This window comes from Chloroflexota bacterium (assembly GCA_016219275.1).
GTDB lineage: Bacteria > Chloroflexota > Anaerolineae > UBA4142 > UBA4142 > JACRBM01.
In genome coordinates, this window is record JACRBM010000060.1 from 39,913 (window position 1) to 63,250 (window position 23,338).

At 56.2% G+C, this 23,338-nt stretch carries 25 protein-coding genes; 7 read left to right on the forward strand and 18 right to left on the reverse strand.

The genetic code is table 11. The features are described 5' to 3' along the window. Nucleotides 1–216 precede the first annotated feature (216 nt). Nucleotides 217–1,263 (forward strand): LacI family DNA-binding transcriptional regulator, encoded by a 1,047-nt coding sequence (locus tag HY868_17115; protein MBI5303860.1) that lies wholly within the window; start codon nt 217–219, stop codon nt 1,261–1,263. A gap of 85 nt (nt 1,264–1,348) precedes the next feature. Here HY868_17115 and HY868_17120 read toward each other — a convergent pair whose 3' ends face one another. The 7 genes from HY868_17120 to HY868_17150 form a co-directional block, all read right to left on the reverse strand. Then, the gene (locus HY868_17120) at nt 1,349–2,077 is read right to left on the reverse strand and encodes a creatininase family protein (GenBank protein ID MBI5303861.1); all 729 of its coding nucleotides are present in this window, start codon (nt 2,075–2,077) and stop codon (nt 1,349–1,351) included. Further along, nucleotides 2,074–2,775, reverse strand: coding sequence for an RraA family protein (locus tag HY868_17125; protein ID MBI5303862.1), 702 nt, complete (start codon nt 2,773–2,775; stop codon nt 2,074–2,076). The genes HY868_17120 and HY868_17125 overlap by 4 nt, the downstream gene beginning before the upstream one ends. Nucleotides 2,776–2,854: 79 nt before the next feature. After that, nucleotides 2,855–4,534, reverse strand: a complete 1,680-nt coding sequence (ggt, locus tag HY868_17130) for a gamma-glutamyltransferase (GenBank protein MBI5303863.1) — start codon at nt 4,532–4,534, stop codon at nt 2,855–2,857. A 12-nt stretch (nt 4,535–4,546) separates the two neighbouring features. Beyond that, a complete protein-coding gene (locus HY868_17135) occupies nt 4,547–5,413 on the reverse strand; it encodes an ABC transporter permease (protein ID MBI5303864.1) in 867 nt (288 codons plus the stop codon). Beyond that, the gene (locus tag HY868_17140; protein ID MBI5303865.1) at nt 5,379–6,323 is read right to left on the reverse strand and encodes an ABC transporter permease; all 945 of its coding nucleotides are present in this window, start codon (nt 6,321–6,323) and stop codon (nt 5,379–5,381) included. The genes HY868_17135 and HY868_17140 overlap by 35 nt, the downstream gene beginning before the upstream one ends. A 76-nt stretch (nt 6,324–6,399) precedes the next feature. Then, nucleotides 6,400–8,016: a hypothetical protein gene (locus tag HY868_17145; protein ID MBI5303866.1), complete on the reverse strand. Its 1,617-nt coding sequence runs from the start codon at nt 8,014–8,016 to the stop codon at nt 6,400–6,402. Nucleotides 8,017–8,076: 60 nt separating this feature from the next. Then, nucleotides 8,077–8,508 carry an OsmC family protein gene (locus HY868_17150; protein MBI5303867.1) on the reverse strand — a complete coding sequence of 144 codons (432 nt, stop codon included), beginning with the start codon at nt 8,506–8,508 and terminating at the stop codon, nt 8,077–8,079. 233 nt (nt 8,509–8,741) lie between these two features. On the opposite strand from HY868_17150, the gene HY868_17155 reads away from it, so the two are divergent. The 5 genes from HY868_17155 (at nt 8,742) to HY868_17175 (ending at nt 14,934) form a co-directional block, all read left to right on the forward strand. After that, entirely contained in the window at nt 8,742–10,601 is a 1,860-nt protein-coding gene (locus HY868_17155; GenBank protein MBI5303868.1) for a peptide ABC transporter substrate-binding protein, read from the forward strand. A gap of 143 nt (nt 10,602–10,744) precedes the next feature. Then, a complete protein-coding gene (locus HY868_17160) occupies nt 10,745–11,707 on the forward strand; it encodes an ABC transporter permease (GenBank protein MBI5303869.1) in 963 nt (320 codons plus the stop codon). Nucleotides 11,708–11,733: 26 nt separating this feature from the next. Beyond that, nucleotides 11,734–12,678 (forward strand): ABC transporter permease, encoded by a 945-nt coding sequence (locus tag HY868_17165; protein MBI5303870.1) that lies wholly within the window; start codon nt 11,734–11,736, stop codon nt 12,676–12,678. 62 nt (nt 12,679–12,740) lie between these two features. Further along, complete coding sequence (locus HY868_17170; GenBank protein MBI5303871.1) at nt 12,741–13,448, forward strand: GntR family transcriptional regulator; 708 nt, start codon at nt 12,741–12,743, stop codon at nt 13,446–13,448. A gap of 37 nt (nt 13,449–13,485) precedes the next feature. After that, a complete protein-coding gene (locus HY868_17175; protein MBI5303872.1) occupies nt 13,486–14,934 on the forward strand; it encodes an aminotransferase class V-fold PLP-dependent enzyme in 1,449 nt (482 codons plus the stop codon). Nucleotides 14,935–14,951: 17 nt separating this feature from the next. Here the strand turns inward: HY868_17175 and HY868_17180 are convergent, their stop codons facing one another. After that, entirely contained in the window at nt 14,952–15,446 is a 495-nt protein-coding gene (locus tag HY868_17180; GenBank protein MBI5303873.1) for a hypothetical protein, read from the reverse strand. Between the two features lie 100 nt (nt 15,447–15,546). Between HY868_17180 and HY868_17185 the strand changes: the two genes are divergently transcribed. Beyond that, nucleotides 15,547–15,969, forward strand: coding sequence for a cupredoxin domain-containing protein (locus tag HY868_17185; GenBank protein MBI5303874.1), 423 nt, complete (start codon nt 15,547–15,549; stop codon nt 15,967–15,969). 64 nt (nt 15,970–16,033) lie between these two features. Here the strand turns inward: HY868_17185 and HY868_17190 are convergent, their stop codons facing one another. The 10 genes from HY868_17190 to HY868_17235 form a co-directional block, all read right to left on the reverse strand. Next, nucleotides 16,034–16,516: a Rieske (2Fe-2S) protein gene (locus HY868_17190; protein ID MBI5303875.1), complete on the reverse strand. Its 483-nt coding sequence runs from the start codon at nt 16,514–16,516 to the stop codon at nt 16,034–16,036. A gap of 23 nt (nt 16,517–16,539) precedes the next feature. After that, entirely contained in the window at nt 16,540–16,887 is a 348-nt protein-coding gene (locus HY868_17195; GenBank protein ID MBI5303876.1) for a DUF2933 domain-containing protein, read from the reverse strand. A gap of 14 nt (nt 16,888–16,901) precedes the next feature. Beyond that, nucleotides 16,902–17,450, reverse strand: a complete 549-nt coding sequence (locus tag HY868_17200) for a hypothetical protein (protein MBI5303877.1) — start codon at nt 17,448–17,450, stop codon at nt 16,902–16,904. A gap of 9 nt (nt 17,451–17,459) precedes the next feature. Next, nucleotides 17,460–18,350 (reverse strand): cation transporter, encoded by an 891-nt coding sequence (locus HY868_17205; protein MBI5303878.1) that lies wholly within the window; start codon nt 18,348–18,350, stop codon nt 17,460–17,462. A 162-nt stretch (nt 18,351–18,512) separates the two neighbouring features. Continuing rightward, nucleotides 18,513–19,103 carry a DoxX family protein gene (locus HY868_17210; GenBank protein MBI5303879.1) on the reverse strand — a complete coding sequence of 197 codons (591 nt, stop codon included), beginning with the start codon at nt 19,101–19,103 and terminating at the stop codon, nt 18,513–18,515. A 334-nt stretch (nt 19,104–19,437) separates the two neighbouring features. Further along, nucleotides 19,438–19,773, reverse strand: coding sequence for a hypothetical protein (locus HY868_17215; protein MBI5303880.1), 336 nt, complete (start codon nt 19,771–19,773; stop codon nt 19,438–19,440). 12 nt (nt 19,774–19,785) lie between these two features. Beyond that, the gene (locus HY868_17220) at nt 19,786–20,763 is read right to left on the reverse strand and encodes a cytochrome c oxidase subunit II (GenBank protein ID MBI5303881.1); all 978 of its coding nucleotides are present in this window, start codon (nt 20,761–20,763) and stop codon (nt 19,786–19,788) included. 54 nt (nt 20,764–20,817) lie between these two features. Next, a complete protein-coding gene (locus tag HY868_17225; GenBank protein ID MBI5303882.1) occupies nt 20,818–22,182 on the reverse strand; it encodes a 4Fe-4S binding protein in 1,365 nt (454 codons plus the stop codon). A 62-nt stretch (nt 22,183–22,244) separates the two neighbouring features. After that, on the reverse strand, nt 22,245–22,706 hold the full coding sequence (locus tag HY868_17230) for a cupredoxin domain-containing protein (protein MBI5303883.1): 462 nt from the start codon (nt 22,704–22,706) through the stop codon (nt 22,245–22,247). After that, nucleotides 22,703–23,134 (reverse strand): hypothetical protein, encoded by a 432-nt coding sequence (locus HY868_17235; GenBank protein ID MBI5303884.1) that lies wholly within the window; start codon nt 23,132–23,134, stop codon nt 22,703–22,705. The genes HY868_17230 and HY868_17235 overlap by 4 nt, the downstream gene beginning before the upstream one ends. Nucleotides 23,135–23,338: the final 204 nt, after the last annotated feature.

Consider the following 23,338-nt stretch of genomic DNA (forward strand, 5'->3'; position numbering starts at 1 on the left):
ACAGCGACGGGTCGCCAGCCCTAGTGATGCCGGGTAATCCGGATTTCAAATGTTTGGCACATCCCTCCTCAACCAAACCGAAGTAACAGACAGCTACGGGTCTGTAATTTTCATAGTAAGTTACATCATTATTCTATCATATATTTTTGTTTTGTCAATGTATTCTATTGACAATTAGTGTAATTTGCAGTATAAGTTACATGAAAGGAAAATACGATGAAGACGAAGAAACCTGCCACGTTGGCTGATGTGGCGCGTCATGCGCGTGTTTCGACGGCAACCGCGTCGCGTGTCCTGCACAACACCGGTCCAGTGAGCCAAGACTTGCGTAAAAAAATCGAGGCGTCCGTCGCTGTGTTAGACTATACGCCCCACCGCACTTCGAAACCACGCAGTCATGGAACGATTGCGTTGCTCGTCGAAGATTTGCTCAATCCCTATTTCCCAGAGATCATTCGCGGTGTGCAGGATGAAGTGAATCTTGCCGGGATCATTCTCACGTTGTACAACTTGACCGATCATCCCGAGCATCCGCAGCAGTTGCTCCAGAAAATGAGCAAGCAGTCGCTGGACGGCATCATCATCACCGGTTCCTCGCCTTTTCCGGAATTGCTCGACTGGCGCGACCGCCACAAAGTTCCTATGGTCATCATCAATCGCCAAGTCGCCCGCCCGGGCGTGCATTGCATCAAAGTGGATTTTGAAAACGCGATGTACCGCGCGACCCAGCATTTGCTAAGTTTAGGTCACACGCGCTTGGGACACCTCGCGTCGCCCGTCACTGGCGAGATCGAACAGAGCCGGCAACGCGGGATCGAGTTGGCGCTCAAAGAGGCGGGGCTAACGTTGCGTCCCGAATGGTGTCCGATCGTTCCGCCCGGTACCGAAGTCGAAGGGGGATATCAAGCCATGCGCGCGCTCCTCGATATGCCGGCTGATCATCGTCCGACCGCGGTGCTGGCGTTCAACGATATCATTGCGGTTGGCGCATTGCACGCGGCGCGCGGGTGTGGCTTGCGCGTGCCCCAGGATATTTCGATTATCGGCGTAGACGATATTTCCATCGCCGCGCATGTTTATCCGCCGCTGACCACGATTGGACAGCCCAAATATCGCATGGGCAAACTTGCCGTCCAAACCCTGCGCCAAATGCGCGAAGGGAAAATGCCGGTCGGAAATAATTGCACGCTTTTGGAAAGCCCGTTGATCGTCCGCGAGTCGAGCGGTCCAGCGCCGCAAAGCACTCCGCTTCTCAATCGTTAACCTATAACACGCAAGTCGTATGGTCATTCTTCTAAACTAAAAACCCGAAGGGTCTCTGAAGACCCTTCGGGTTTTGGTTCCTACATCACTTCCAACCAGCGATGAAATCGCAAATGCGTTTGATCATGCGATCAAAAAGAACCTTGCCTTTCTCCGCACTAGCTTCGGAGGTGTCGCCGTGCATTCCATCCGGCATTCGCTCGCGCGCATCAATTGGAAAAGTGAAATCCTGATACGATGAGAGCGTCGGCTTGTTGTACATTTTCTGCGATGCGTCAACGAGGTCGGGACGTAGATAGAGCATGACCGATGTGCCGGCTTCCGACGCGTGACCGTGTGGATTGTAATTTTTGAACAGCTCCTGGTCGTGACTGCGCGCAAAAGACCAAACCTGGATCGTCGCGCCCTTTGCGCCGCGTTCCGATAATTCCTGCATCACGGCATTCACAAAATCATTGTTGCCGGCATGTCCGTTGACGAAAAAGAAACGCCGCGCGCCGGATTTGACGAGCGAGAAAACCATGTCGCGCAACAACGTTTCCATCGCCTCGCGTCGAACAGAGAGTGTGCCAGGAAATGCCGCGAGCGTCGGCGTCGTGCCGACCGGAATCAGCGGCGTTCGTAATGCTTTCATCGCGCGCGCAACGGCATCGGCGATTGCTTCGGCGGCAATGCCATCCGTGCCTTGCGGCAAATGTCCATAAACTTCGACGCTACCCAGCGGCACGATCACCAAATCAGTTTCTTTCAACGCGGCTTCAGCAACGCGCCACGGCAATTCCGCCAACGAGTGTTCGTAATACTTGAGCGTCATTTCTTCTCCTTGAGTTGCGCCAATTTTTCCGCGATCTCTTTCTGCTTGGCTTCGATCAAGCGATTCGCGCCGCTCAACTCTCCCAAGGGAGTACCTTGCTCGATCAAAGGCAAACGTTCCGAGGAACGTTTTTGCATCATTTCAAATTCGGGCAACCATTGCCACGCCATTTCCGGCGACAGCGCGATCACGCCGCAATCGTCTGCGATGATGAGATCGCCCGGATTCACCACGGCATTTCCGCATCGCACCGGCACATTGATTTCGCCGCCCGTTCCCAGCATTCGCGTCGTGAGACACGTCCACGCGCGTCCCCATACCGGAAATTGCAGGTCTTCGATTTCGTTCACGTCGCAGACCGGTCCATCGATTACCGCGCCGATCGCGCCATGGGCGCGCGCCGCGCGCGAAACGCCGCCGCCCCAACAACTGTGTTCGCGTTCGCCCGCCATGTCCACGATCACGACATCACCCGGCTGCACCAACTCGGTCGCTTTGTGAACAATCGTCGAATCAATTCCGACTGTCCGCACGGTAATGGCGCGCCCAGTGATGTGTTGGCGACGCCACACCGGTTTGATGTCAACGCCGACAAAGCCGGCATTGAGCCGATGTCCGACGGTCGTCGGTTCGATGTGCCGATAGCGTTCGACCAACTCGGCGTCGAGCGCGGGCGGATTCGGTTTGATGATAAACATCCTGCTCTCCTTGGATGACCAGAGTTGATGGAGACCTGACCGGTTTTCGCGAAGCGAACCGGTCAGGTCTTCTGACGCTCTAGAATCCGGCGGCGACGCCGGTTGTAAAAAGATCAACGCCGCCGCGAAACTCAGTGCCGTCGAATGTAATCGCGGCAGGATTGCCGGACAAGCGGGGCCAAATTGTTGTTTCTTGCGCGTCGAGCTGATGTCCGCGCGCGACAAGTTCAGCAATCACTTGCGCGCCGAACGCGCGATCGATCAACACGGTCTGCCCGGCGGGGTCAATGAACGGACTGCCGCACGCGGCTTGCGGTCCCATTCCAAAATCAATCAGGTTCAACATCACTTGTGTGACCGTGTCGATGATTTTGCGTCCGCCCGGCGCGCCCGCAAGCGCAATGGGTTTGCCATCGCGGCGAACGATGACGTGCGCCATGCTCGATAGTGGACGCTTGCCTGGCGCAATCGAATTCGGCTGACCTGGACGTGGATCGAACAACACCATCGCGTTGTTGAGCAAAATGCCCGTGCCCGGCACTGCGACGCCTGAACCGTACGAGCCATTCACGGTTTGGGTCAGAGCGACGACATTGCCGTGATTGTCCCACGCCGAAAGAAATGTCGTGCAACTCTCCGCGCTGGGTTGATAACCGGTCGCGCCCGGCTTGATCGGCTCGTACGTCCCGAGCGCTTGATCACCGATGACCTTGCAACGTTCGGCGGCAAATTCACGCGAGGCGAGCGCGCGTGAGATCGTCGAAGGTTCGTTCGCTTGCTCATCTGCGAGAAATGCCATTCGGTCCGCCAGCGATAATTTGCACGCCTCAATCAAGCGATGCACGTACGCCGCGCTGGCGTGACCCAGTTCCTTGAGATTCCATGGTTCGAGCATGTGTGCGATTTCGGCGATGGTTGGTCCACCGGTTGCGCCCGGCAGCAACAACAATTCCAGACCACGATAATCGGTCTTGAGCGGCTCTTTCACAAGCGCGCGATAGTTGGCTAGGTCGTCGAGCGAAATGCCATAGCCGCCGGACTGAAGTTCGGCGACGATTTTCTGCGCGAGGTCGCCTTGATAAAACGCGCGTGCGCCCTCGACGCTGATTTTTTCGAGCGTGTTTGCGAGATCGGGATTACGAAAGTACAATGGCTTGTCGCCCATCGGCACGAAAGGCATTCCATTGTTCAGAAATAATCGCGACGCTTCGGCATTCCGTTTCAGAATGCCCATGCCAATCGCGCTGGAGAGCGTATCGTGAAATGTGACGGCGATGCCATCACGCGCGAGTCTAATCGCCGGTGCGATGATTTCAGCGCGTGGCAGTGTGCCCCAGTGTTCGAGCGCGAGTAACGCGCCGGCGACCGCGCCTGGAATTCCGACCGCGCGATGACCGACCGCATTTGCGTTATCTTTCACGCCGGTAAAACCCAGCTTGTCGGCTTTGAATTCCGGCGTCAGTTCGTACAGGTCGGGTGTTGCGCCGGATGGCGCGCACGGAAAGAAATCGACGACGTAATTCTCGCCGTTCGCGAGCGCAATGGTCATGAATCCGCCGCCGCCGATGCCGGTCATGCGTGGCTCGATGGTGTTGATCGCAAATGCCATCGCGACCGCCGCATCAATCGCGTTGCCGCCGCGCTGCAAAATCGCGATGCCGATTTCGGCAACCACCGGATGCTTGGCAGTGACCATTCCGTTTTTTGCGACAACTTCGGTTCGCACGATACTTGATTGCGTCATTTCAAACTGTGGCATTGACATCTCCATTTATCGTTTCAATCGCGGGTCAAGCCAATCGCGCAGACCATCCACCGACAGATTGAATCCGACGACGAGGATCGCGAGAACGAGCGAGGGCCAGATCAACATCCAAGGTTGATTGTAGAGATAACCACGCGCGGTGCTGACCATAATTCCGAGCGTTGGTTCCGGCGGCGGCGCGCCCAGCCCGACGAAACTCAAACTCGATTCGATCAACACGACTCGCCCTAGCATCAACGCGAGTTCGGTGAACAGCGGCGTCGAGACATTTGGGAGAATGTGTTTGAACAAGATGCGCCGCTCGCGCGCGCCAATCGAATGCGCGGCTTCGACGTAATCGCGTTGACCTTCCGCGAGTGTGCTCGCATGGATGATCCGTCCAAAGTTCGGCGCGACGAGGAGCGACAACACGATGATGAGATTCGTGATGCTGCCGCCGATGAAACTGACGATTGCAATCGCGACGAGAATCGCGGGAAAGACGAGAATCACATCCACCAAGCGCATCAACACTTGTTCGACCCAGCCGCGAAAATAACCCGCGCTCAATCCGGCAAGCGTGCCGACGAACGCGCCGATCAACGTACTCGTGATCGCGACAAAGAGCGACGTGCGCAATCCGTAGACGATTCGCACCAACAAATCGCGCCCGTTCTCGTCGGTGCCTAACAAGCCACCTTGCCCAGGTCCCGCAAGTGAATTGAGCGCATTCGTTTTGAACGGGTCGCCGATATTCAACATCGGACCCAGGATGGCGACGAGCGCAAGTGGCACGACGAAACTCAAACCCAGGATCAAACGCGGATTGCGCGCCCACCAATTGATCCTGGGACGCGTTTCAACTGTAACGGATGCGCGGGTCAAGATAGCCATACAAAATCTCCGTGACGAGATTGACCATCAGGAAAATGAGCGCGATGACGGCGATGACGGCTTGCACCGCCGTATAGTCGCGCAAGCCAATCGAACCGATGAGGAGCGAACTGATGCCGGGCCAATTGAACACCGCTTCGGTGATGACCGTGCCGCCGATGAGGTTGCCAAGTTGGATGCCGAATGCGGCGATCACCGGGAGCAGTCCGTTGCGAACGACGTGGCGCGAAAGCACGACCCGATTCGGCAATCCTTTCGCGTGCGCGGTGCGAACGAAATCACGACCCAGCACGTCAAGCATCGACGCGCGCGTCATCCGAATGATACTCGCGGAGAGACCGATGATCAGCACGCTCGCCGGCATCACCAAGCTCGCGATGTGCTTGCCCGGGTCTTGCGCGAAATCGGTATAGCCCCCGCTCGGTAAAATTTTCCACAGCACGCCGAAGACGAGGATCGCCAGCGTGCCGGTGACAAAATTCGGTACGGAAAGACCCAGCAACGCGCCGGCGGATGCAATGGCATCGCCCAAGCGATTGCGATGTGACGCGGCATACACGCCCGCCGGCAATCCGACCAACAGCGCGCCGAGTGCGGCAATGATCGCGAGTTCGAGTGTGCGCGGCAAGCGTTTGGCAATGTCGTTCACGATGGGACGTCCGTCAATCAGCGAAACTCCCAAATCCAAACGCGCGAATTTGGAAATCCATCGGATGTACTGATCTGAAAGTGCGTCTTCCAAGCCCATCCGTTGGCGAACGAGTTGCACTTGTTCCTGGCTGGCGTTCTCGCCAACGACGACCTGGGCTGGGTCGCCGGGGATGAGACGAATGAGGAAAAAGACCATCGTCACCACGAGCACGACGAGCACGAGCGAAATGAAAACGCGTCGAATGATGAATGGAAGCATGAATCACACCAATCAATGCAAAGGGGCTGGGGACGCTGTGTCCGCCAGCCCATACATTGCATTATGCCGCCGAAATTTATTTGTCGAGCCAGACGTAGCGCAACGCGGCGTTGTTGTTGCTGACCAAGCCAGGACCCAAGCGGCGATAGCCCTTGACGTACGTAGCGGCAGCTTCGCCTTCTGCGCGCGCGACAATTGGAATGATCGAGAGTTGTTGCAGCGCGTACTGATTCAGTTCGCGGTAAATCGAAATGCGTTCCGATTCGGTGAGCGTCGCGCGACCTTTCAGTAAAAGGTCATCGTACTTGGCATCCACATACCCGGTGCGATTGCTGTAGAGCGAACCCTTGGCGAACAACTGGGTCATATAGTTCGGATCGGGCTGGTCAATTTGGAACGACGAGGTGAGAATGTCGAACTCGCCTTTGTTGAATTTTTGACCAAAGACCGTGAAATCCACCGATTCGATTTTCGGCTTCATGCCAATCGCGACGAGTTGCTGTTGCACTAATTCAGCCGTCTGTTGCAAGAACGAGTACGTCGAAGTGGTCACGATGATAAACTCGGTCCCTTCTTTATATCCGCCTTCGGCAAGGAGTTTCTTGGCTTGCGCGACATCGAATTTGTAAGGCAAACTTTGTCCTTCGCTGTAGGACCCGACCGGCAAGAATCCGCCGGTCGTAGGCGATGCGCGTCCAAAGAAAACGGCTTTCGCGATGGCGTTCGGGTCTACCGCGCTGGCGACGGCTTGGCGCACCTTGGCGTTATCGAACGGCGGCTTGCGCGTGTTCATGTAAAGCGCCGAGATAATCGTTGGCGTCGCGTACATCTTGAACGCGGCTGTGTTTTCCAATTCGTCAAAGTTGCGCCACGGCACATAGTCAATGATGTCCACCGCGCCGGATTGCATCGCGGACACACGCGCGCGGTCGTCGGGGTACATGATGAAATCAATGCCATCGAGATAAATCTTGTCGGCTTCCCAGTAATCGGGATTGCGACGCAGTTCGATGCGGACACCTTTTTCGCGATTCGTGTACTTGAACGGACCCGTGCCCATCATCGTGACGTTCACATCGCCACTGCTCTCCGCGAATTTCTTGCTGACGATGGAAACGGTTTCGCGCCCGAGCACAGAAAGCAACGACGCGTTCGAATCGCTCAAAGTGAGCTTCACCGTCTTGGGATCGACGACCTCCACTTTGCTAATCATTCCAAGGTCGGCTTGCCGCGTTGCGCCGTTTTTCTTGTCGAGGATGCGGTCGAAGGTGTACTTGACGTCGTCTGCGCTGAACGGTGAACCATCGTGCCACTTGACGCCATCGCGCAGAGTAAAAACGTAGGTCTTGTTGTCCGGCACTTGCCAGCTCACCGCTAGACCTGGGATGATCTTGCCGGTTTCGTCATACCGCGTCAGCGTATCATAGACCATGGTCTTGATGAACGCCGGCGCAGCGCCGTTGTGGATGTGAGGATCGAGTCCGGCGGGATCAACGGAGAGACCGTACTTGATGATGCCGCCTTTCTTCGGCGCGCTTGATGCGGCGCTCGTCGTGGGCGCAGCGCCGCTTGTCGCCGGCGTGGCATTCGATGGCTGCGCCGCTGGCGTGGAACACGCGGCGAGGAGAAATGCAAGCAAAAGTGCGACGAGCAAAACGAGCGGGGTGGGGAAGGGGCGAAACACGCGATTCATTTTTCCTCCTGGGAGAGACAGAATTTCACTACCATACACTTTTTATGGATATGATCGGTTTCACTCTGGAATAATCTCAAAGCGCGTTTTCACGTTCGCAGATTTACCCAGCATCGCGCTGATGCCGCAGTATTTCGTCTTTGAAAGATGAATGGCGTCCTCGACGGCTTTGGGCGAAACATCCTTGCCGCGCACGATATAGACCACTTCCAGATCGGTGTACATCTTGGGGTAGGTATCGCCGCCGATAACTCCTTCAACCCGGATCTCAACTCCGCTGATAGCTTGCCGCATTTTGCAGAGGATATCCACCACGCTGATGCCGGTGCAGCTTCCCAAACTGGCGAGCAAAAGTTCCATCGGACTAGGACCGTGATTATTTCCACCGGCTTGGATGCGCGCATCCGTCCGCACGCGATGCCCCGATCCGGTGGTCGTCTCAAATTCTTTTCCTTCGATCCAGCGCACCTGTACATGCCTCACGTCTCCCATGTGCTCTCCTTGCAATCCCGTCTTATGATATGTTTATAATATACTATGATTCGCCAACCACGTCAAGATTGACAAACCACAGGGCTTGTAATATACTACAGACATATTATTACAATATCTACACAGACAATCCCCTGGAGTCGGAGGAAGGAGGCAATGGATCAAGCTAAAGCGCGCAAGGAGTAACGCCGTTTATTCGTATCGTGAAAATCCGTGAGAGGGAAAGGAGAACCATGACAAAGCCCAATCAATTCGCATTCGGAATCAGTCTGCTCATTCTGCTGGTCTTCTTAGCCGCGTGCGCCGCGCCGACGGCTGAGCCACCCAAGCCCACCGCTCTGCCGGCGGCTACTCAAGCACCCGTTGCAACCACCGCACCTGTCGCGACGCCTGTACCGACAACCGCCGCACCTGCCGCGACTTCGCCCGCAGCAACAACCAAGGGGTCCTGCGGAACATTGCGATTACTTTGGTGGCAGGCATCGACGATCCTCAATCCACATCTCGCATCCGGCTCGAAAGACTGGGATGCCATTCGGCTCGTGAATGAACCGTTAGCCGGACTTGACGTGAACGGAAAGCCAGACGTGCAATACGGTCTCGCGGCTGAAGTGCCCACCTTGGAAAATGGGGGCATTGCCACAGATGGATTGAGCATCACCTGGAAATTGAAGAAAAACGTAAAGTGGTCTGACGGAACACCTTTCACCGCCGATGATGTGATCTTTACATGGCAATACGTGACGAACAAGGACACAGCGGCGAGCACCTCGACCAAAATGAGTGAGATCAAGACCGTCGAGAAGGTGGACGACTCCACGGTCAAGGTCACATGGAACCGACCCAATCCCACGCCGTACGTCGCTTTCACCGGCGGGTACGGGATGATCATTCAGAAAAAAGCATTCGAGAATTACACCGGCGCCAAGGCGAAGGATGCGCCGGCAAATTTGAAACCGATCGGCACGGGACCGTACATCGTCCGCGAGTTTAAGCCGAACGACGTGGTCGTCTATGATCTCAATCCGAATTATCGCGATGCCACCAAGCCGTGTTTCAAAGAAGTCATTCTGAAAGGCGGCGGCGACGCCACGAGCGCCGCGCGTGCTGTGTTGCAAACCGGCGATGCAGACTATGCCTGGAATCTGCAAGTCGAAGCCGACGTGCTCCAGAGTTTGATGAAGGGCGGCAAGGGCAAAGTCCTCGGTTCAATGAGCGGGACGCTGGAGCGCATCGCGATTAACTTTTCCAATCCCGATTCGGCGCTCGGCGACAAGCGCAGTGAGCCGGATCTGCCGCATCCTTTCTTGACCGATTTGAAAGTGCGCCAGGCATTGGCATTGGCGGTGGATCGGCAAACCATCGGCAAAGAATTGTACGGCGATGGACTGTTGGGTGTCGCGACTTGCAATGTGGTCAATGTTCCCGAGGCGCACGTATCAACCAGCAAGCATGATGTTTGCGAGTTCAATCTTGACAAGGCGAACAAGTTGTTGGATGATGCCGGTTGGGCGAAGGGTTCCGATGGCATCCGCCAAAAAGTGGTTGATGGCAAACCGATCAAGATGAAACTCCTTTTCCAAACCGCCGACAACCCAGTGCGCCAAAAGACGATGCAGATCGTCAAACAAGGTTGGGAGAAACTGGGAATCCAGGTCGAACTAAAGGGAATCCAATCCGGAGTTTTCTTCTCCAACGATCTCGCGAATCCGGATACCTGGACCAAGTTCTTTGCGGACGTCCAACTCTACAGCCAAGGCATGAGCGCGCCGGACGATCCGATCTTTGTCGCCAATTGGACGTGTGCCCAGATCAAAACCAAAGCCGCCAACTGGACAGGCAGGAATTTGTCGCGTTGGTGCAACGCCGACTATGACAAATTGGTTGACCAGTTGGGAAATACGGTTGACCCTGCCAAGCGTGCGACAATTTACAAGCAACTCAATGATATGCTCGTGGATAATGTGATGATGATTCCCCTGGTCGCGCGACAATTCCCGGTCATCGCCATCAGCAACAACCTGAAAGGTGTGGTTCCGGATCCTTGGGATTCAAACGATCTAGCGCACCTACCGGACTGGACGAACAAGTAGGACGGTAATGGATTAACCCAGGGGGCAGGTGTTGCTACCCGCCTCCTGGGTTGTCGAGCCGGTAATCTCTCGTTAAGCAATCGGGCATTCGCTTCCAGCGCGATTGGCTTGCGACAAGATACTCTTGGAACGGAGGATGTTCGGTGAATCGCTACTTGGCGCGGCGCTTGCTCCTGTTTGTGCCCACGCTCCTGGTCACGAGTCTCGTCGTTTTCCTCATCATCTCTTTCGCGCCCGGCGATCCGCTCTCTCAGTTTGCGGCGAACCCGGCGGTTCCTCCCGAAGTGTCCGCCAACTTGCGTCGTGTCCTGGGACTGGACCAGCCGTGGCCCATCCGCTATGTCAAATGGTTGACGAATCTCATCATGAATGGCGACCTGGGGTACTCGTTCAATAGCCGAATGCCAGTGAGCGCCTTGATCTTGCAGCGCCTTGGCACAACGCTCGCCGTCCTGGGCACTGCCTATTTGCTCAGTGTTGTTCTAGCCATTCCCATCGGAATCATTTCGGCGATCAAGCAGTATTCACTTTTCGATCACGTGGCGACGACGTTTGCGTTCATCGGCTTTTCGGTTCCAACTTTCTTCACAGCCCTGTTGCTGATTTTGGTTTTTGGCGTGCAACTGCATTGGTTTCCTTGGATTTATGATTCGACGCTGCAAGTGACCGATTCAAAAGTTTTTGTGGAACTGATCCGTCAGTCCGTCCTCCCGGTGACGGTGTTGACCTTGTTCCAGACCGGCACGCTCACGCGGTATGTCCGTGCGACCGTGCTGGAAAATCTGACCCAGGATTATGTGCGGACGGCGCGCGGTAAAGGGCTGCGCGAACTCTTAGTGATTTGGCGGCATGTCTTTCGAAATTCTCTGATCCCAATTGTCACTCTGCTCGCACTCGGTGTGCCGGCGATTTTCACGGGCGCGATTGTGACCGAGCAAATTTTTCGCGTCCCTGGGATTGGCTCTCTCCTCGTCGCGTCCATCGAGACGAGCGACACGCCGGTGATCATGGCAATCATCTGCACTTATGCAGTGCTGGTCGTCATCTTTAACCTCATCGCCGATGTGATCTACACGTTCCTCGATCCCAGGATCAGATATGATTAGCCAGTTCGCGTACCCAAGAGGATAAGATGGTATCCACCAATCAACCCAACTCCACGCCGGTCAATACTTCGGCAGCATCGGGGAGCCAACGCGCGCCGCGTTCATTTTGGAGCGATGCGTGGCGGCAGTTCCGGCGACAGCGCACCGCGATCTTTGGATTACTCGTCCTCGGCGTGTTGATCGTCGGAACTGCTTTGGGTCCATTCATTTACGCGCAAGAACCGAGCAAGATTGATTTTAGTCTCAAGCGCAAACCGCCATCGCTGGAGCATCCGTTCGGCACGAACGACTTGGGGCAAGATCAACTGGCGCGCGCATTGTTAGGCGGACGCATTTCCATCGCGGTCGGATTGGCAGCTGTGAGCGTTTCCATTTCGCTCGGCATCTTGATCGGCGCAATCGCCGGTTATTTTGGTGGACACGTGGATAATTGGCTGATGCGGTTCACGGACTTGTTTCTGTCGCTTCCATTTATGCCGGTGCTCTTGATGACGATCTACTTGTTTCGTGATGCGCTGCGCGGACCCTTTGGTCCACAACTGGGCATTTTCATCCTGATCGTCGTGTTGATCGGCGGTTTTCACTGGATGCCGGCGGCGCGCATTGTGCGTGCCTCCTTCCTCTCTTTGAAAGAGACCGAGTTTGTCGAAGCCGCACGCTGCATCGGCGTTCAGACTCATCAGATCATCCTTCGCCACATTCTGCCGAATGTGCTTTCGCCCGTTATCGTCGCGGCGACGCTCGGAGTTGGATCAGCCATCATTGCCGAGTCCACTCTTTCGTTCCTGGGATTGGGCTTTCCGCCGGATTTTCCAACCTGGGGGCGGATGCTCTTTGACGCGCAAAACTATCTCGAGCTGTCGCCGCACATGGCTTTTTTCCCAGGTCTGTTGATCTCCCTGACTGTGTTGTCCATCAACTATGTGGGTGACGGTCTGCGTGACGCATTGGATCCACGCCGAAAAACGTAACCTGGGTCGTTCACTAGATTAACCGCAGAATTTGCAAACAGGTTTGAAAGGTCCTTACGCTTATGAGAAAAACCGCGCTTCTTTCTGACAAAACGTATCAAACGATCAAGTACGACATCGTCACGTGCGCGCTCGAACCGGGGCAACAAATCGCACAAGCCGACCTGGCTTCCCGCTATCGCGTCGGCATGACGCCCGTCCGCGAAGCGCTGCGCCAACTCGCGCAAGAAGGATTTGTCAATCCGATTCCACGCCTCGGCTATATCGTCAGCGTCATTACGTCGGACGATGTGCACGAAATTTATGAAACGCGAAGTATCTTGGAAGCGGCTACCGTGCGCCTGGCATCTTTGCGCGGGACTGAAGAACGCCTGCGCCAGATCACCGCCGCCGCCAACTTTACCTACAAGTACAAGAACCGGCAAAGCTATGCCGAGTTTCTCGATCAGAACAAACAGTTCCATCTCTCCATCGCCCAGGCAACCGAGAATCGCCGACTGACGGAATTGGTCACGCGAACCCTGGACGAACTGACCAGAGTATTTCATCTCGGTTTGGATCTCCGCGATAGCGCCAAAGAGATGCGCGACGATCATTGTGCGTTGGCGCAAGCGATTCAAAAACGCGATGCCGATCTCGCCGTCCAGCTCGTTCAGGGCGAAATCGCGCGCTCCCAAGAACGCGTCCTCGAAGCCCTCGCGCATATTCCGCACCGGTCTCTCACGACGCAAGGTACGCTTGAGTTAGGGCGGCGCAGATTTCACGCGTGAAGTTGGGGGATGAATCTGAAACTTGGGAGAATGAACGATGCAATCTAATGCGGCAACGATAGAATCGTTAGATCAAACAACGTGGGGCAACGCGCAAGCCGCGTTTCTAAACGCTTACCCCGAATTTCAAACCACGCGCGACCTGGACGAAATCCGCGCAACGGAATACGCGCGCCTGGATCGGTCTGGACACATCTATCTCGACTACACCGGCGGCGGACTCTACGCCGATTCCCAGATACGCGCACACGCCGACCTTTTGTTGAGTAATGTGCTCGGCAATCCCCATTCGACTAATCCCTCGTCGCTCGCCACGACGCGCTTGGTCGAGCAAGCGCGGAAAGCCGTGCTTGATTTTTTCGACGCCTCGCCAGAAGACTATGTTGTCATCTTTACGCTGAACGCCAGCGGCGCGCTGAAACTCGTAGGGGAATCGTATCCGTTTGGCGCGGGCGATCAGTACGTCCTGACCTTCGACAATCACAACTCGGTCAATGGCATTCGCGAATTCGCGCATGCGCGCGGGGCGCAAGTTACCTACGCGCCAATGCTGCCACCGACGATGCGGATTGACGAAAAGCGACTGACCGCCCTTTTGGAACATGCCGTGCCGGGGAGAAACAATCTCTTGGCGTATCCGGCGCAGTCCAATTTTTCCGGCGTCCAACATCCGTTGGAGTGGATTACAAAGGCGCAAACACAGGGCTGGGATGTGTTGCTCGATGCTGCCGCATTCGTGCCGACGAATCGCCTCGACCTGAGTCGGTGGCACCCGGATTTTGTGACGCTCTCGTTCTATAAAATATTCGGCTATCCCACCGGCGTCGGTTGTTTGTTAGCGCGTCGCGCGACCTTGGCGAAACTGCGGCGTCCCTGGTTTGCCGGCGGAACGATCACGGTCGCTTCGGTCCAAGGCAATCGCTTCTATTTTCAACCGGGCGCGGAGGCATTCGAGGACGGCACACTCAACTATCTGAACCTGCCCGCGATCGCGATCGGCTTGCGGCATATCGCGCGCATCGGCATGGACAAAATTCACATTCGCGTCCGATGTCTGACGGGCTGGTTGTTGAACGAGTTGGAGCAGATTCGGCATAGCAACGGCGAACGGCTCGTCCGCATCTATGGACCTCTGGACACGACGATGCGCGGCGGCACGCTCGCGTTGAATTTGTACGATGCGCGCGGGCATTTTATTGATCATCGCTTGGTCGAACAGCGCGCGAACCAGGTCAATATCTCTTTACGCACCGGTTGCTTTTGCAATCCAGGGAGTGGCGAGCTGGCGCTTGGCATCGAGCCATCCGAATTGAACACCTGCTTTGCCGACAAGTCCCAAATGACGCTTGACGATTTCAGGCGTTGCATTGACGACAAGAGCACCGGCGCAGTCCGCATTTCGGTTGGATGGGTCACCAATTTTCATGACGTGTATCGCTTGACTCAGTTCGTTCGGAGTTTTGTGGACCGCAATTTCGAGCCGTAGTGGATTGTTCGACCTTCTTACTTTAACTCCCACCGAAACGCGCGCTCGGGTACTTTTGCCAAGTCCTTGATTACGAGTTCGACGTACTGGGGCTTGGTCGTCATTGCCGCGAATTTCAATTTTCCTTCGCGATGGTGCCCGCCCGGTCCCGCGCCCTCCCAGCCAGTCGGTTTGTACTCCTTGCCCGCATTGTCGCGCAGAATCGAGACCTTGGTCATATCGTCGGCGAGCTCGACCGAGTGCGTATTCATCGCCACATCGAATACGAGCGGTTGTCCCAATTGAAAATCGAGCAACTGTGCGTCCACTGTCACACTGCCACCCGAATTCGACAGTGCGCCGAATCGCGCGGCGTTCGTTGCAGGACTAGGCGTGCTGGACGCGCGCGTCGGCGCAGTGATAGTTGGAGCCGGTGGCGCGGAGATCGTTGGCGGCGTCGCGCCGCTACAGGCGACCAGGATCAGCGCGGTGGGCATCAACACGCCGGCAAGCAGTATGCTTTTTAACGACATTCTAATTCCCTCCTGCGATGCGGTACGCCAAATGGCGGTTGCCAATCTCGCTCTGGCGCGATACAATTTGTTCAGAATTCAACCAGAGGAGGACCCTGCAATGAAACGATCCGCGTGTGTGTTCATATTGTTCGTCGTGCTCGCGCTTGCATTGACGGCGTGCGGCGGAGCGCCAAGTCGGGTACAAGAGGTGCAAGTCGAAACGACCGAGTTCAAGTTCCTGCCCGCGACGATTCAAGTTGAAGCCGGCAGACCGGTGAAACTGACTCTGCTCAACAAGGGCGCGGTCGAGCACGACTTGAGCGTCGTCGAAATTTTGCTGTCCGATGTCAAGACGACGACGGACTCGCATGGTCACGATATGAGCAATATGCCAGTTCAACCGAAACTGCACATCGCCGCTGTCGCCGGCAAATCGAGTGTCATCGAGTTTACGCCGACGCGACCTGGGACGTACGATGTGCTCTGCACCGTGGCGGGTCACAAAGAGGCAGGGATGCTCGCCAAACTCGTCGTCAAATAACACTGCCCATGCGTTGGCTGCGGCGATACGAATGCGTGTCGCCGCGTTTTTGTTCTGTTTGCGTTTACGACCCGTAGATTTGCCCTTGCGGTTTGCCGACGTACACCTTACCGGCTTTGATCACGATTTCATACGGCGGTAGCGGGCGCGGCGGCGGTCCGCCAATGACCGCGCCTGTAACTGGGTTGAATCGTCCATCGTGGCACGGCGAAATGATGGCGCTTTTTTCTTTTTTCCAATCCACCACACAACCCAGGTGCGTGCAGATCGCGGAGAATGCTTTAATTCCGCCTGCTTTCGTGTTAACGATGATAACGGGTTTGTCATTCACCGCCATCACTTTGCCCGTGCCAACCGGGAAATCCGCGACTGCCCCAATCATCGTAGGACCTTGGTAGCCCACACCTTGGCGCGAAACGGGCAAGAGGTATCCGATGACGGGAACAAAAATGCCCGCGATCGTACTGACGACCGAAAAGCCAAGCAACCATCGCAAGAAACCGCGCCGCGAGACATTTGGCGTTTGCCAATCGGTTTGCGCATCCATTGTCGCCTCTTTGATTCTTTACGCTAGTGACAACTCTTCTGCTCCACTGGCGTTTTTGTTTCTGCCAGTTGTGTGGACTGGGATACCTCAGTGTGCTGGGTGCTCATGGGATGCTGATGCGCGTCCGCCGCGCTGTGGTCGTGTCCCACACCAGCACTCTTTGCAGAGACCTCTGGTCTTGCGTGCGGGGCAAGTGTCCCGCGCATCATGAAAATCATCATCAGCGGGCACATCAACACGAGCGCGAACGGAACGAGCGGTTGCAATGCGCCGAGCGAGAGTCCAAACACACTGACCGCGAGAATCAGCGCGAACGGAACGAGACAACACGCGAGCATCAGGAACATGTGTTTTGTGTGATCGTGATTCATTTGACGCCTCACTTTCAATGGCACGCCGGCTTGGTTTCCACTATCGCCGGTAGCGCGCTCATGTGCGCGCGCGATTTGCGAATCGTGCGAATCGTGATCAGGATGCCGATCGCATTCACCGCGAGACCGAGCGCGATGAACGCGTACTTCCATTCGTTGAGAAACGCGATTGTCCCCGACAGACTGCTCGCGCCCGTGAGCGCGACGAGCGGCGCGAGATCGGTGAGGTGATGCGCGCAACACGCGACCATGCCGAGTGTAGACGTCGTCGTGCCAGCGCCCGTCGCCGCCGTTGCGCCGGCGGTTTTCGCCGCGTTCATGAGTAAACGCAAGTACGCGTACAATCCAATCTGCGCGCCAAAGCCGGACGACACCATGCCGACCCAGAACCAGTCTTGCCCCGCTTGTTGCATCGCATGCGTGAAATCCTGAAAGACCGTCAGAATCAAAACGTACAGCGCAACCATACCAATCGCCGCGAGGATGCCGGCGAGAATGGGCAGCGCGACAATTCTCGATTTGGGTTGACGGGTTGGTGAAAGCCCCAATGCTAAACTTGACATTCGCGACTCCTATTTCGTATGAGGGTTGGCGTCGTGCGGTTCCGCAAGCAATCCCAACGCGATTTGCCGTGCGACTTGATTTTGCCACGCGGGTTTTTGAATCAAAGTCACCGCGCGCGCGCTGAACCATCCAGCCGTCAGTCCAATCGAAACGATGAAACCAGCACTCGTGAACGCGCCCGTCGGCGTAAGCAATGCCAACGGCAATCCGAAAAACAAACCGGCGGAGGCGACCAGCGCAATCACTACACTCACGTCGAAGATACCGCGCAGGAGAACCGTTTCAAACGCCACGCGATAGAATCGCCGCGCAATCCCGTAGGCAATGACGACCGAAATCGCGATGACGACAAGCGGCGCGTGCAGGATGCCTGCCTCGAAGAGACCCGCGTGCGCGCCCGCGCTCACGAGACTGAGCAGAGCCAACGCGATCATCGCGAGGGCGCGCAGAACGAACGGGCGCGTCGCGTTTTGCGCGGGTTGATCAATCACGCGCATGCCCAGTGCGGCGATTTCGTTTGCGAAATTGGTGTGATTCACATATTCGTTGAGCACGTCTAACGTGATCTGTTGCGCGTTCAAGTCAACCGACACGTGCGCCACGCCATCCATTCGCGCCAAAACTTTTTCCATGGTGCGCGTCGAACTCGCGTAGATCAAGTCCGCCACGTTCAGTACGATCCGTTGGCGCGGCACATCAAATCCTTCGCCTTGCGCCACACCCACCATCGCGATTGCCGATACGCGCGCGGGATCGAAGGTGACGGTCGCGCGTTCGGTCGCATAGTTCACGCGCGCGGCGATGACCCCATCGAGCCGCGTCAACGCGCGCTCGAGCGTGACCGCACAATTCGCGCTAAACATTCCTTCTATGGCAAATGAGATTTGGCGTGTGTTCATCTTGGCAAATCTTTCGCTGAGAGTGTACCTCGGATCGTCAGTGGTGGTGAGCGCAATCTGTCCTGTTTCGCGGCAAGCCATTTGGCGTATGGGCAGGATCGAAGAAAAGTGGAAACGGTCACCCGCGTGGGTAACCGTTTCCTCGGGGGGAGAGAGATTCAGTTATTCGGCGAGCGCGGAGCCAGACGCGCGTTTGGGTGGACTGGCGATAAACCCAGGTTTCCACGGTGTGCCGAGCGCCGGCAACAGATAGCGGTCAAGCCCCCAGTACCCGGCAGTCTTCCACGCGAAGATCAACAAGATCGAGAGCGTGAAGAAAACCGGATTGACGCTCGTCGTGCCTGCCATCATAAAATTCCAGTTCATAAACCCGCCGAAGAATGCGGCGATGCCGGTGAACGCGCCAACCAATAGCGCGATGCCGATGAGCAATTCGCCGAACACGACGAGTTTAGCAAACCACACGTACGCTTGCGTATCCACCAAGAATTGAATGAATACGCGGTACCAATCGAACGTAATCACGGGTTTGGGATCTAGCTTGAGCGCGTTGACCCAATAGCCCTTGAGCGCATCGCCCGTATTCAGCCATGCAGGATTGTTGAACTTGCCCCACCCCGACGTGATCCAAGTGTACGACATGTACAGCCGTACGATCAACCAGATCCACGCAAAACGCGTGTCCGAGAAAATGAACCGCGTGATGGGTGGGTCAGTCATCTCTCCGTTTCGATATGCAGCGAGTCGTGCCATTTCTTTTTCTCCTTCGAAGCGAAATCTTGGGCATAGCGTAGCACACCGCGCTTGAAATCAACAGCGTCATTTGAACTGTCTGTGCCGTGTGAATTGGCGTAGGCGCGGGTGCGCCAAATGGCGTAGGCGTATCAGCAGATTGTGTGCCCGATCAACGCGGCACCCAGTTCGACGCGATGAGGAGTTTCTTGAGTGGTTGTGTCGAGTCGTTGGTCTTCAACGGAATCTCGAACAAGTGCTTGCCGCCCATGCCTTCATGCATCACAATCTCGGTCGAAATCGTGGTGGACTGACCTGGTTGGAGTGTCGTCTGACCGACGACGATTTGGGAAGGTCAGCATCCCTCCAACGCAGTGACCAGTCGCGGCATATCGAGTTTCAGCGCGCCGTCGCCAACATTTTTGACGGTGAAGGTCGCGCGCACGGGTTGATCGAAAATCCGATTGCCCAGGTCAACCTGCTCGCGATCCACTTCCAAGCGCGCGCCGACTGCGCCGGGCGTCGCTTGGTTCGCCGCCAGGAAAACCACGATGCCGACGAACAGCACGACGGCGGCGGCAATCACAAAGGGCAAGACGCGCGTGATGGTATCGCGGCGTTCAGTTTGCTTGCGCGCGCGGGCGCGTTCGGATACGCGCGCGTGCGTTTTGCGAATGGGTTGGTCTGACATTTGTCTCCTTGTTTATGGGTAATCAAACACAAACGATCTCAAGAAACTAATCACGTTCCACATTTCTTCATCCGTGTAAAGCGATCGCCACTCGGGCATGCCCGTGCCCATCCCCCCGCGCAGTAGTTTGCCCTGCAAAAGCACATCGCTTGCGCCGAGCATCTGCGCCGCATCCGTGAAATCGGCGGGACCTTTTCTCATCGTCGCGTCCATCGCGCGCATCCCCGGCAAATTGCGTCCGGCAGGTCCATCGCCTTGACCGGATTCACCGTGACACGCGGCGCAATCGCGCGCGTATAATTTTTGCCCGCGCGCAAGCGCCGTGTCGCCGGCGGTGCGTTTCCATGCCAACGCCGTCGCGTCCCAGAGTTGCAAATCCGTGTACGATCTCAACATTGCATCGGCGCGCAATTTCGTAAACACATCACTCGGCGATTTCATCCGCAGGTCATCGGCGATGGCGATGCCGAGCAACGCGCCGCGCGCGGCGGAGGGTTTTTGCGTTGGCGTGTTTTGCGTCGGGTGCATCGCATCAATGTCAACTTTCAATTGCTGATAGAGCGGCGGCGCAAAGGTCGGCAAAGGCGGATTCGGATTCGCCGGATCAACTACCAGAATCGTTCCGCGCATTCGCCAGTGATCTACGCTGCACCAACGCGTGCACGCAAATGGAAAGCGTCCCGCGCGCGTCGCGGTGAACTCGATTTCCTCGACGTGTCCCGGCAAAATTTCATCCACGCGAATTCCCAGCGTGGGAACTTCAAACCCATGCGCAACATCAGGCGACGAAATTCGCAAACGCACGCGCTCGCCCACGTTCACGCGAATTGTATCGGGAACCCAGCCGCCGGTCGCCGGCGCGTTCGCGGTGAGCGCGATGACGCGCGTATCGCCCGCGTTCGTCCGCCATGCCTGGTATCCCCAAAGCGACGCGGGAAACGCGACGAAGATGAGGAATACAACTGTAAGTGCGAAAAGTTCTTTTCTCATTTTAGATTTCAGATTTCAGATTGCAGATTGAAAACCAAAATCTGCAATTAGAAATCAGAAATTTAATCCCACCATCACCAGCGTGAACGCGACGCAAAACGCGACAATCGGCAACGCGGCTTGCGATGATCCGCGTTGTTCGCCCGTGGTGCGAAACGCAATCGCAATCGCGGCGACCAAGCCGATCAGCAAAATCGGAATCTGCATGTACGCTTGCCAGCCCGCGAGGTACGGCGTCCATTGCCAATTCGCGGTGCCAAATAAATTCCAGCCCCAGCCGAATGGATCGGAGATCACTTGCCACGCGTACGAAATGTTGACGAGGACGAACGACAAACTGAACGACGCCCACGCCCCAAGTCCAAGCGGGAGCAGCGCGGTCGCGTACTCGACGAAGAATTGGCGCGATGATGCTTTCGTACGCGCGATGAATTTCGACAACGCAACGCACGCGAAGAAAATTCCTGGGACGACGACGAGCGTCAGCGCAAGCAATCCCAGCGCGTACAGCCACCAGCCCGGCGAAGCGATCGCGTACGCGGCTTCTTTGATCTCCGCCCAGGGTCCCAAAAACACAATCGTGTAGAGCGGCGCGCCCGCGAGCATCATCAAACTGCGATACGCTTCGTCGAGACGGCGACCTTTGTTCGTCAGCAAATCCTTGCCGAACGGGCGCACGGACAACGCGATGTTATCGAGCGTGCAGGTTTTCAAGCATTCGGTGCACAGTCCGCAATTCGTATTCTTGTCGAGCGTCGCGGGAAAGATGAGCCAGGGACAGCCGTACCCTTTTTCACTGCCGATGTAACACGCCTTGTCGTGGTGCGTCGCGCAAAGTGCGTGATCCTTGACGCGTACTTCGATGGGCGCGACCTGGGAATACAAACCGATGAATCCGCCGACGGGACAAATGTAGCGGCAGAACGTTCGCCGCTCGAACAGCAAACTTGTCGCGATGGCGATCCCGGCAAAGATCAACACCGTCACCGCGCTGACGAACGGCGTCGTCAGAATCACTTTAGCAAAGAGCGCGACGATGAGGAACGCGGCGCTTTGCAACCAGATGTTGTTGAGTTGGCGGGGCCATTTCAATCCGAGGGTGAACAGTTTGCCGCGTTCGTGTACCTGCACGAGCGAACGGCGTTGCAACCATTCGCCGGGCGCGGGAATCGGACACACCGCGCACCAAAAACGTCCGGCGAAAGGGACCATCACGAGCATCAACAGTCCCCACCACACGATCCACACAAAGACGATGCCAAAGTTGCGATTGCCTGCCGGCGTGCCAAACAATCCGGTCAAAATCGCCAGCACAAAGAACGGCAAGGTCCCGGCAACGAGCGACCATTGCAACCAACGGCTCGCGAGAATTTTTTTGATGATAGGAATGCGGGTAAGGTCGAGACGAGTATCTGTCATGGTCTTTGTCGGACTGTGTAGTATGTGTTGCGTAAGACGGAACATGCAATACGCAACACGCGCTATGTCCTGTTCCAGAAATAGATCACCGCGCCGATGGCTGTGATCAACGTAGCGATGATTGCGCGCGCGAACGGATAATTTGGCGTGACATCCAATTCGCCGATCATAAACGGATGCAACGTGCCGCACGCAATCGAACAACGAAATTTGAACTTGCCTTCCTTATCCGCGACAAACGTCACGTCCGCGCTCTTCCCAGGTTCGGCTTGAATGTTCACGGCATAGCCGTCAACCGCCAAGCCGTGCGCCGCGTCGAGCGATTCGAGATGCACCGTGATCGTATCGCCGCGCTGGACGTTGAGCGTCGCGGGTTCGTACGCGAATTGGCGCGCGCTGATTTCGATTCGGCGCGCTTGGGGCGCAGACGCAACGGCAGGGAGCGGCGCGACGAACGCCGCCAGCGTCAGCACCGCCGACACCGCGACAATTGCAAATCGCAATTGGCGATTCGGTCGGCTCATTGATTCGGCGGTCCAAACTGGCTGTACGTCGCCATGATTGCCGCGCGAATGTCCGGCGGCGATTTCCCATCGCGCGTCAGTTTCATTACATCCTGCGCGATGTCCACGCAAACGCTACACCCCAGCGCATGATCATCAAACACCGGCATGCCATCGGCTTTGATTTCTTTCACGTAACACGAGTAATCGCTCGTGTGTCCAATCGCGCCGCAACCACAATAGCAGGGCACATTCTTGAGCGCGTCGGGATTCGCTACGGCAAATTGGTACGCTTCGCGCACACGCGTCGGCGCATTGTGAATATGCGCGGGCAAGCTACTCGCGGGCGCTAATTTCAATTCTTGCGCTGGAGTTGCCGCACACGCCGTCGTCAAGAGTAAAGGCGTAAGCATCACAATGAGCAAGACGAAAGATAGAATTCGATTCACATTGCACCCCGCAGATAATCTTGCGCCTATTGTATAACCGCGCTAGCAAAATCGCACGGGCAAAGCGACGCATCGCCGGTACGCCATTTGGCGTATGCCAAAAATAAAAAAACGGCGCACAATTTCGCGCGCCGCGTGTGTCCGTCAATTTGTCGCTCGGAGATTGCTTTGTCGCTGCGCTCCTCGCACTATCCAACCATCGCA

Coding starts and splice junctions, on each gene's coding strand:
- HY868_17115 (MBI5303860.1), top strand. CDS start 217: ATGAAGACGAAGAAACCTGCCACGTTGGCTGATGTGGCGCGTCATGCG.
- HY868_17120 (MBI5303861.1), bottom strand. CDS start 2,077: ATGACGCTCAAGTATTACGAACACTCGTTGGCGGAATTGCCGTGGCGC.
- HY868_17125 (MBI5303862.1), bottom strand. CDS start 2,775: ATGTTTATCATCAAACCGAATCCGCCCGCGCTCGACGCCGAGTTGGTC.
- ggt (MBI5303863.1), bottom strand. CDS start 4,534: ATGCCACAGTTTGAAATGACGCAATCAAGTATCGTGCGAACCGAAGTT.
- HY868_17135 (MBI5303864.1), bottom strand. CDS start 5,413: ATGGCTATCTTGACCCGCGCATCCGTTACAGTTGAAACGCGTCCCAGG.
- HY868_17140 (MBI5303865.1), bottom strand. CDS start 6,323: ATGCTTCCATTCATCATTCGACGCGTTTTCATTTCGCTCGTGCTCGTC.
- HY868_17145 (MBI5303866.1), bottom strand. CDS start 8,016: ATGAATCGCGTGTTTCGCCCCTTCCCCACCCCGCTCGTTTTGCTCGTC.
- HY868_17150 (MBI5303867.1), bottom strand. CDS start 8,508: ATGGGAGACGTGAGGCATGTACAGGTGCGCTGGATCGAAGGAAAAGAA.
- HY868_17155 (MBI5303868.1), top strand. CDS start 8,742: ATGACAAAGCCCAATCAATTCGCATTCGGAATCAGTCTGCTCATTCTG.
- HY868_17165 (MBI5303870.1), top strand. CDS start 11,734: ATGGTATCCACCAATCAACCCAACTCCACGCCGGTCAATACTTCGGCA.
- HY868_17170 (MBI5303871.1), top strand. CDS start 12,741: ATGAGAAAAACCGCGCTTCTTTCTGACAAAACGTATCAAACGATCAAG.
- HY868_17175 (MBI5303872.1), top strand. CDS start 13,486: ATGCAATCTAATGCGGCAACGATAGAATCGTTAGATCAAACAACGTGG.
- HY868_17180 (MBI5303873.1), bottom strand. CDS start 15,446: ATGTCGTTAAAAAGCATACTGCTTGCCGGCGTGTTGATGCCCACCGCG.
- HY868_17185 (MBI5303874.1), top strand. CDS start 15,547: ATGAAACGATCCGCGTGTGTGTTCATATTGTTCGTCGTGCTCGCGCTT.
- HY868_17190 (MBI5303875.1), bottom strand. CDS start 16,516: ATGGATGCGCAAACCGATTGGCAAACGCCAAATGTCTCGCGGCGCGGT.
- HY868_17195 (MBI5303876.1), bottom strand. CDS start 16,887: ATGAATCACGATCACACAAAACACATGTTCCTGATGCTCGCGTGTTGT.
- HY868_17200 (MBI5303877.1), bottom strand. CDS start 17,450: ATGTCAAGTTTAGCATTGGGGCTTTCACCAACCCGTCAACCCAAATCG.
- HY868_17205 (MBI5303878.1), bottom strand. CDS start 18,350: ATGAACACACGCCAAATCTCATTTGCCATAGAAGGAATGTTTAGCGCG.
- HY868_17210 (MBI5303879.1), bottom strand. CDS start 19,103: ATGGCACGACTCGCTGCATATCGAAACGGAGAGATGACTGACCCACCC.
- HY868_17215 (MBI5303880.1), bottom strand. CDS start 19,773: ATGTCAGACCAACCCATTCGCAAAACGCACGCGCGCGTATCCGAACGC.
- HY868_17220 (MBI5303881.1), bottom strand. CDS start 20,763: ATGAGAAAAGAACTTTTCGCACTTACAGTTGTATTCCTCATCTTCGTC.
- HY868_17225 (MBI5303882.1), bottom strand. CDS start 22,182: ATGACAGATACTCGTCTCGACCTTACCCGCATTCCTATCATCAAAAAA.
- HY868_17230 (MBI5303883.1), bottom strand. CDS start 22,706: ATGAGCCGACCGAATCGCCAATTGCGATTTGCAATTGTCGCGGTGTCG.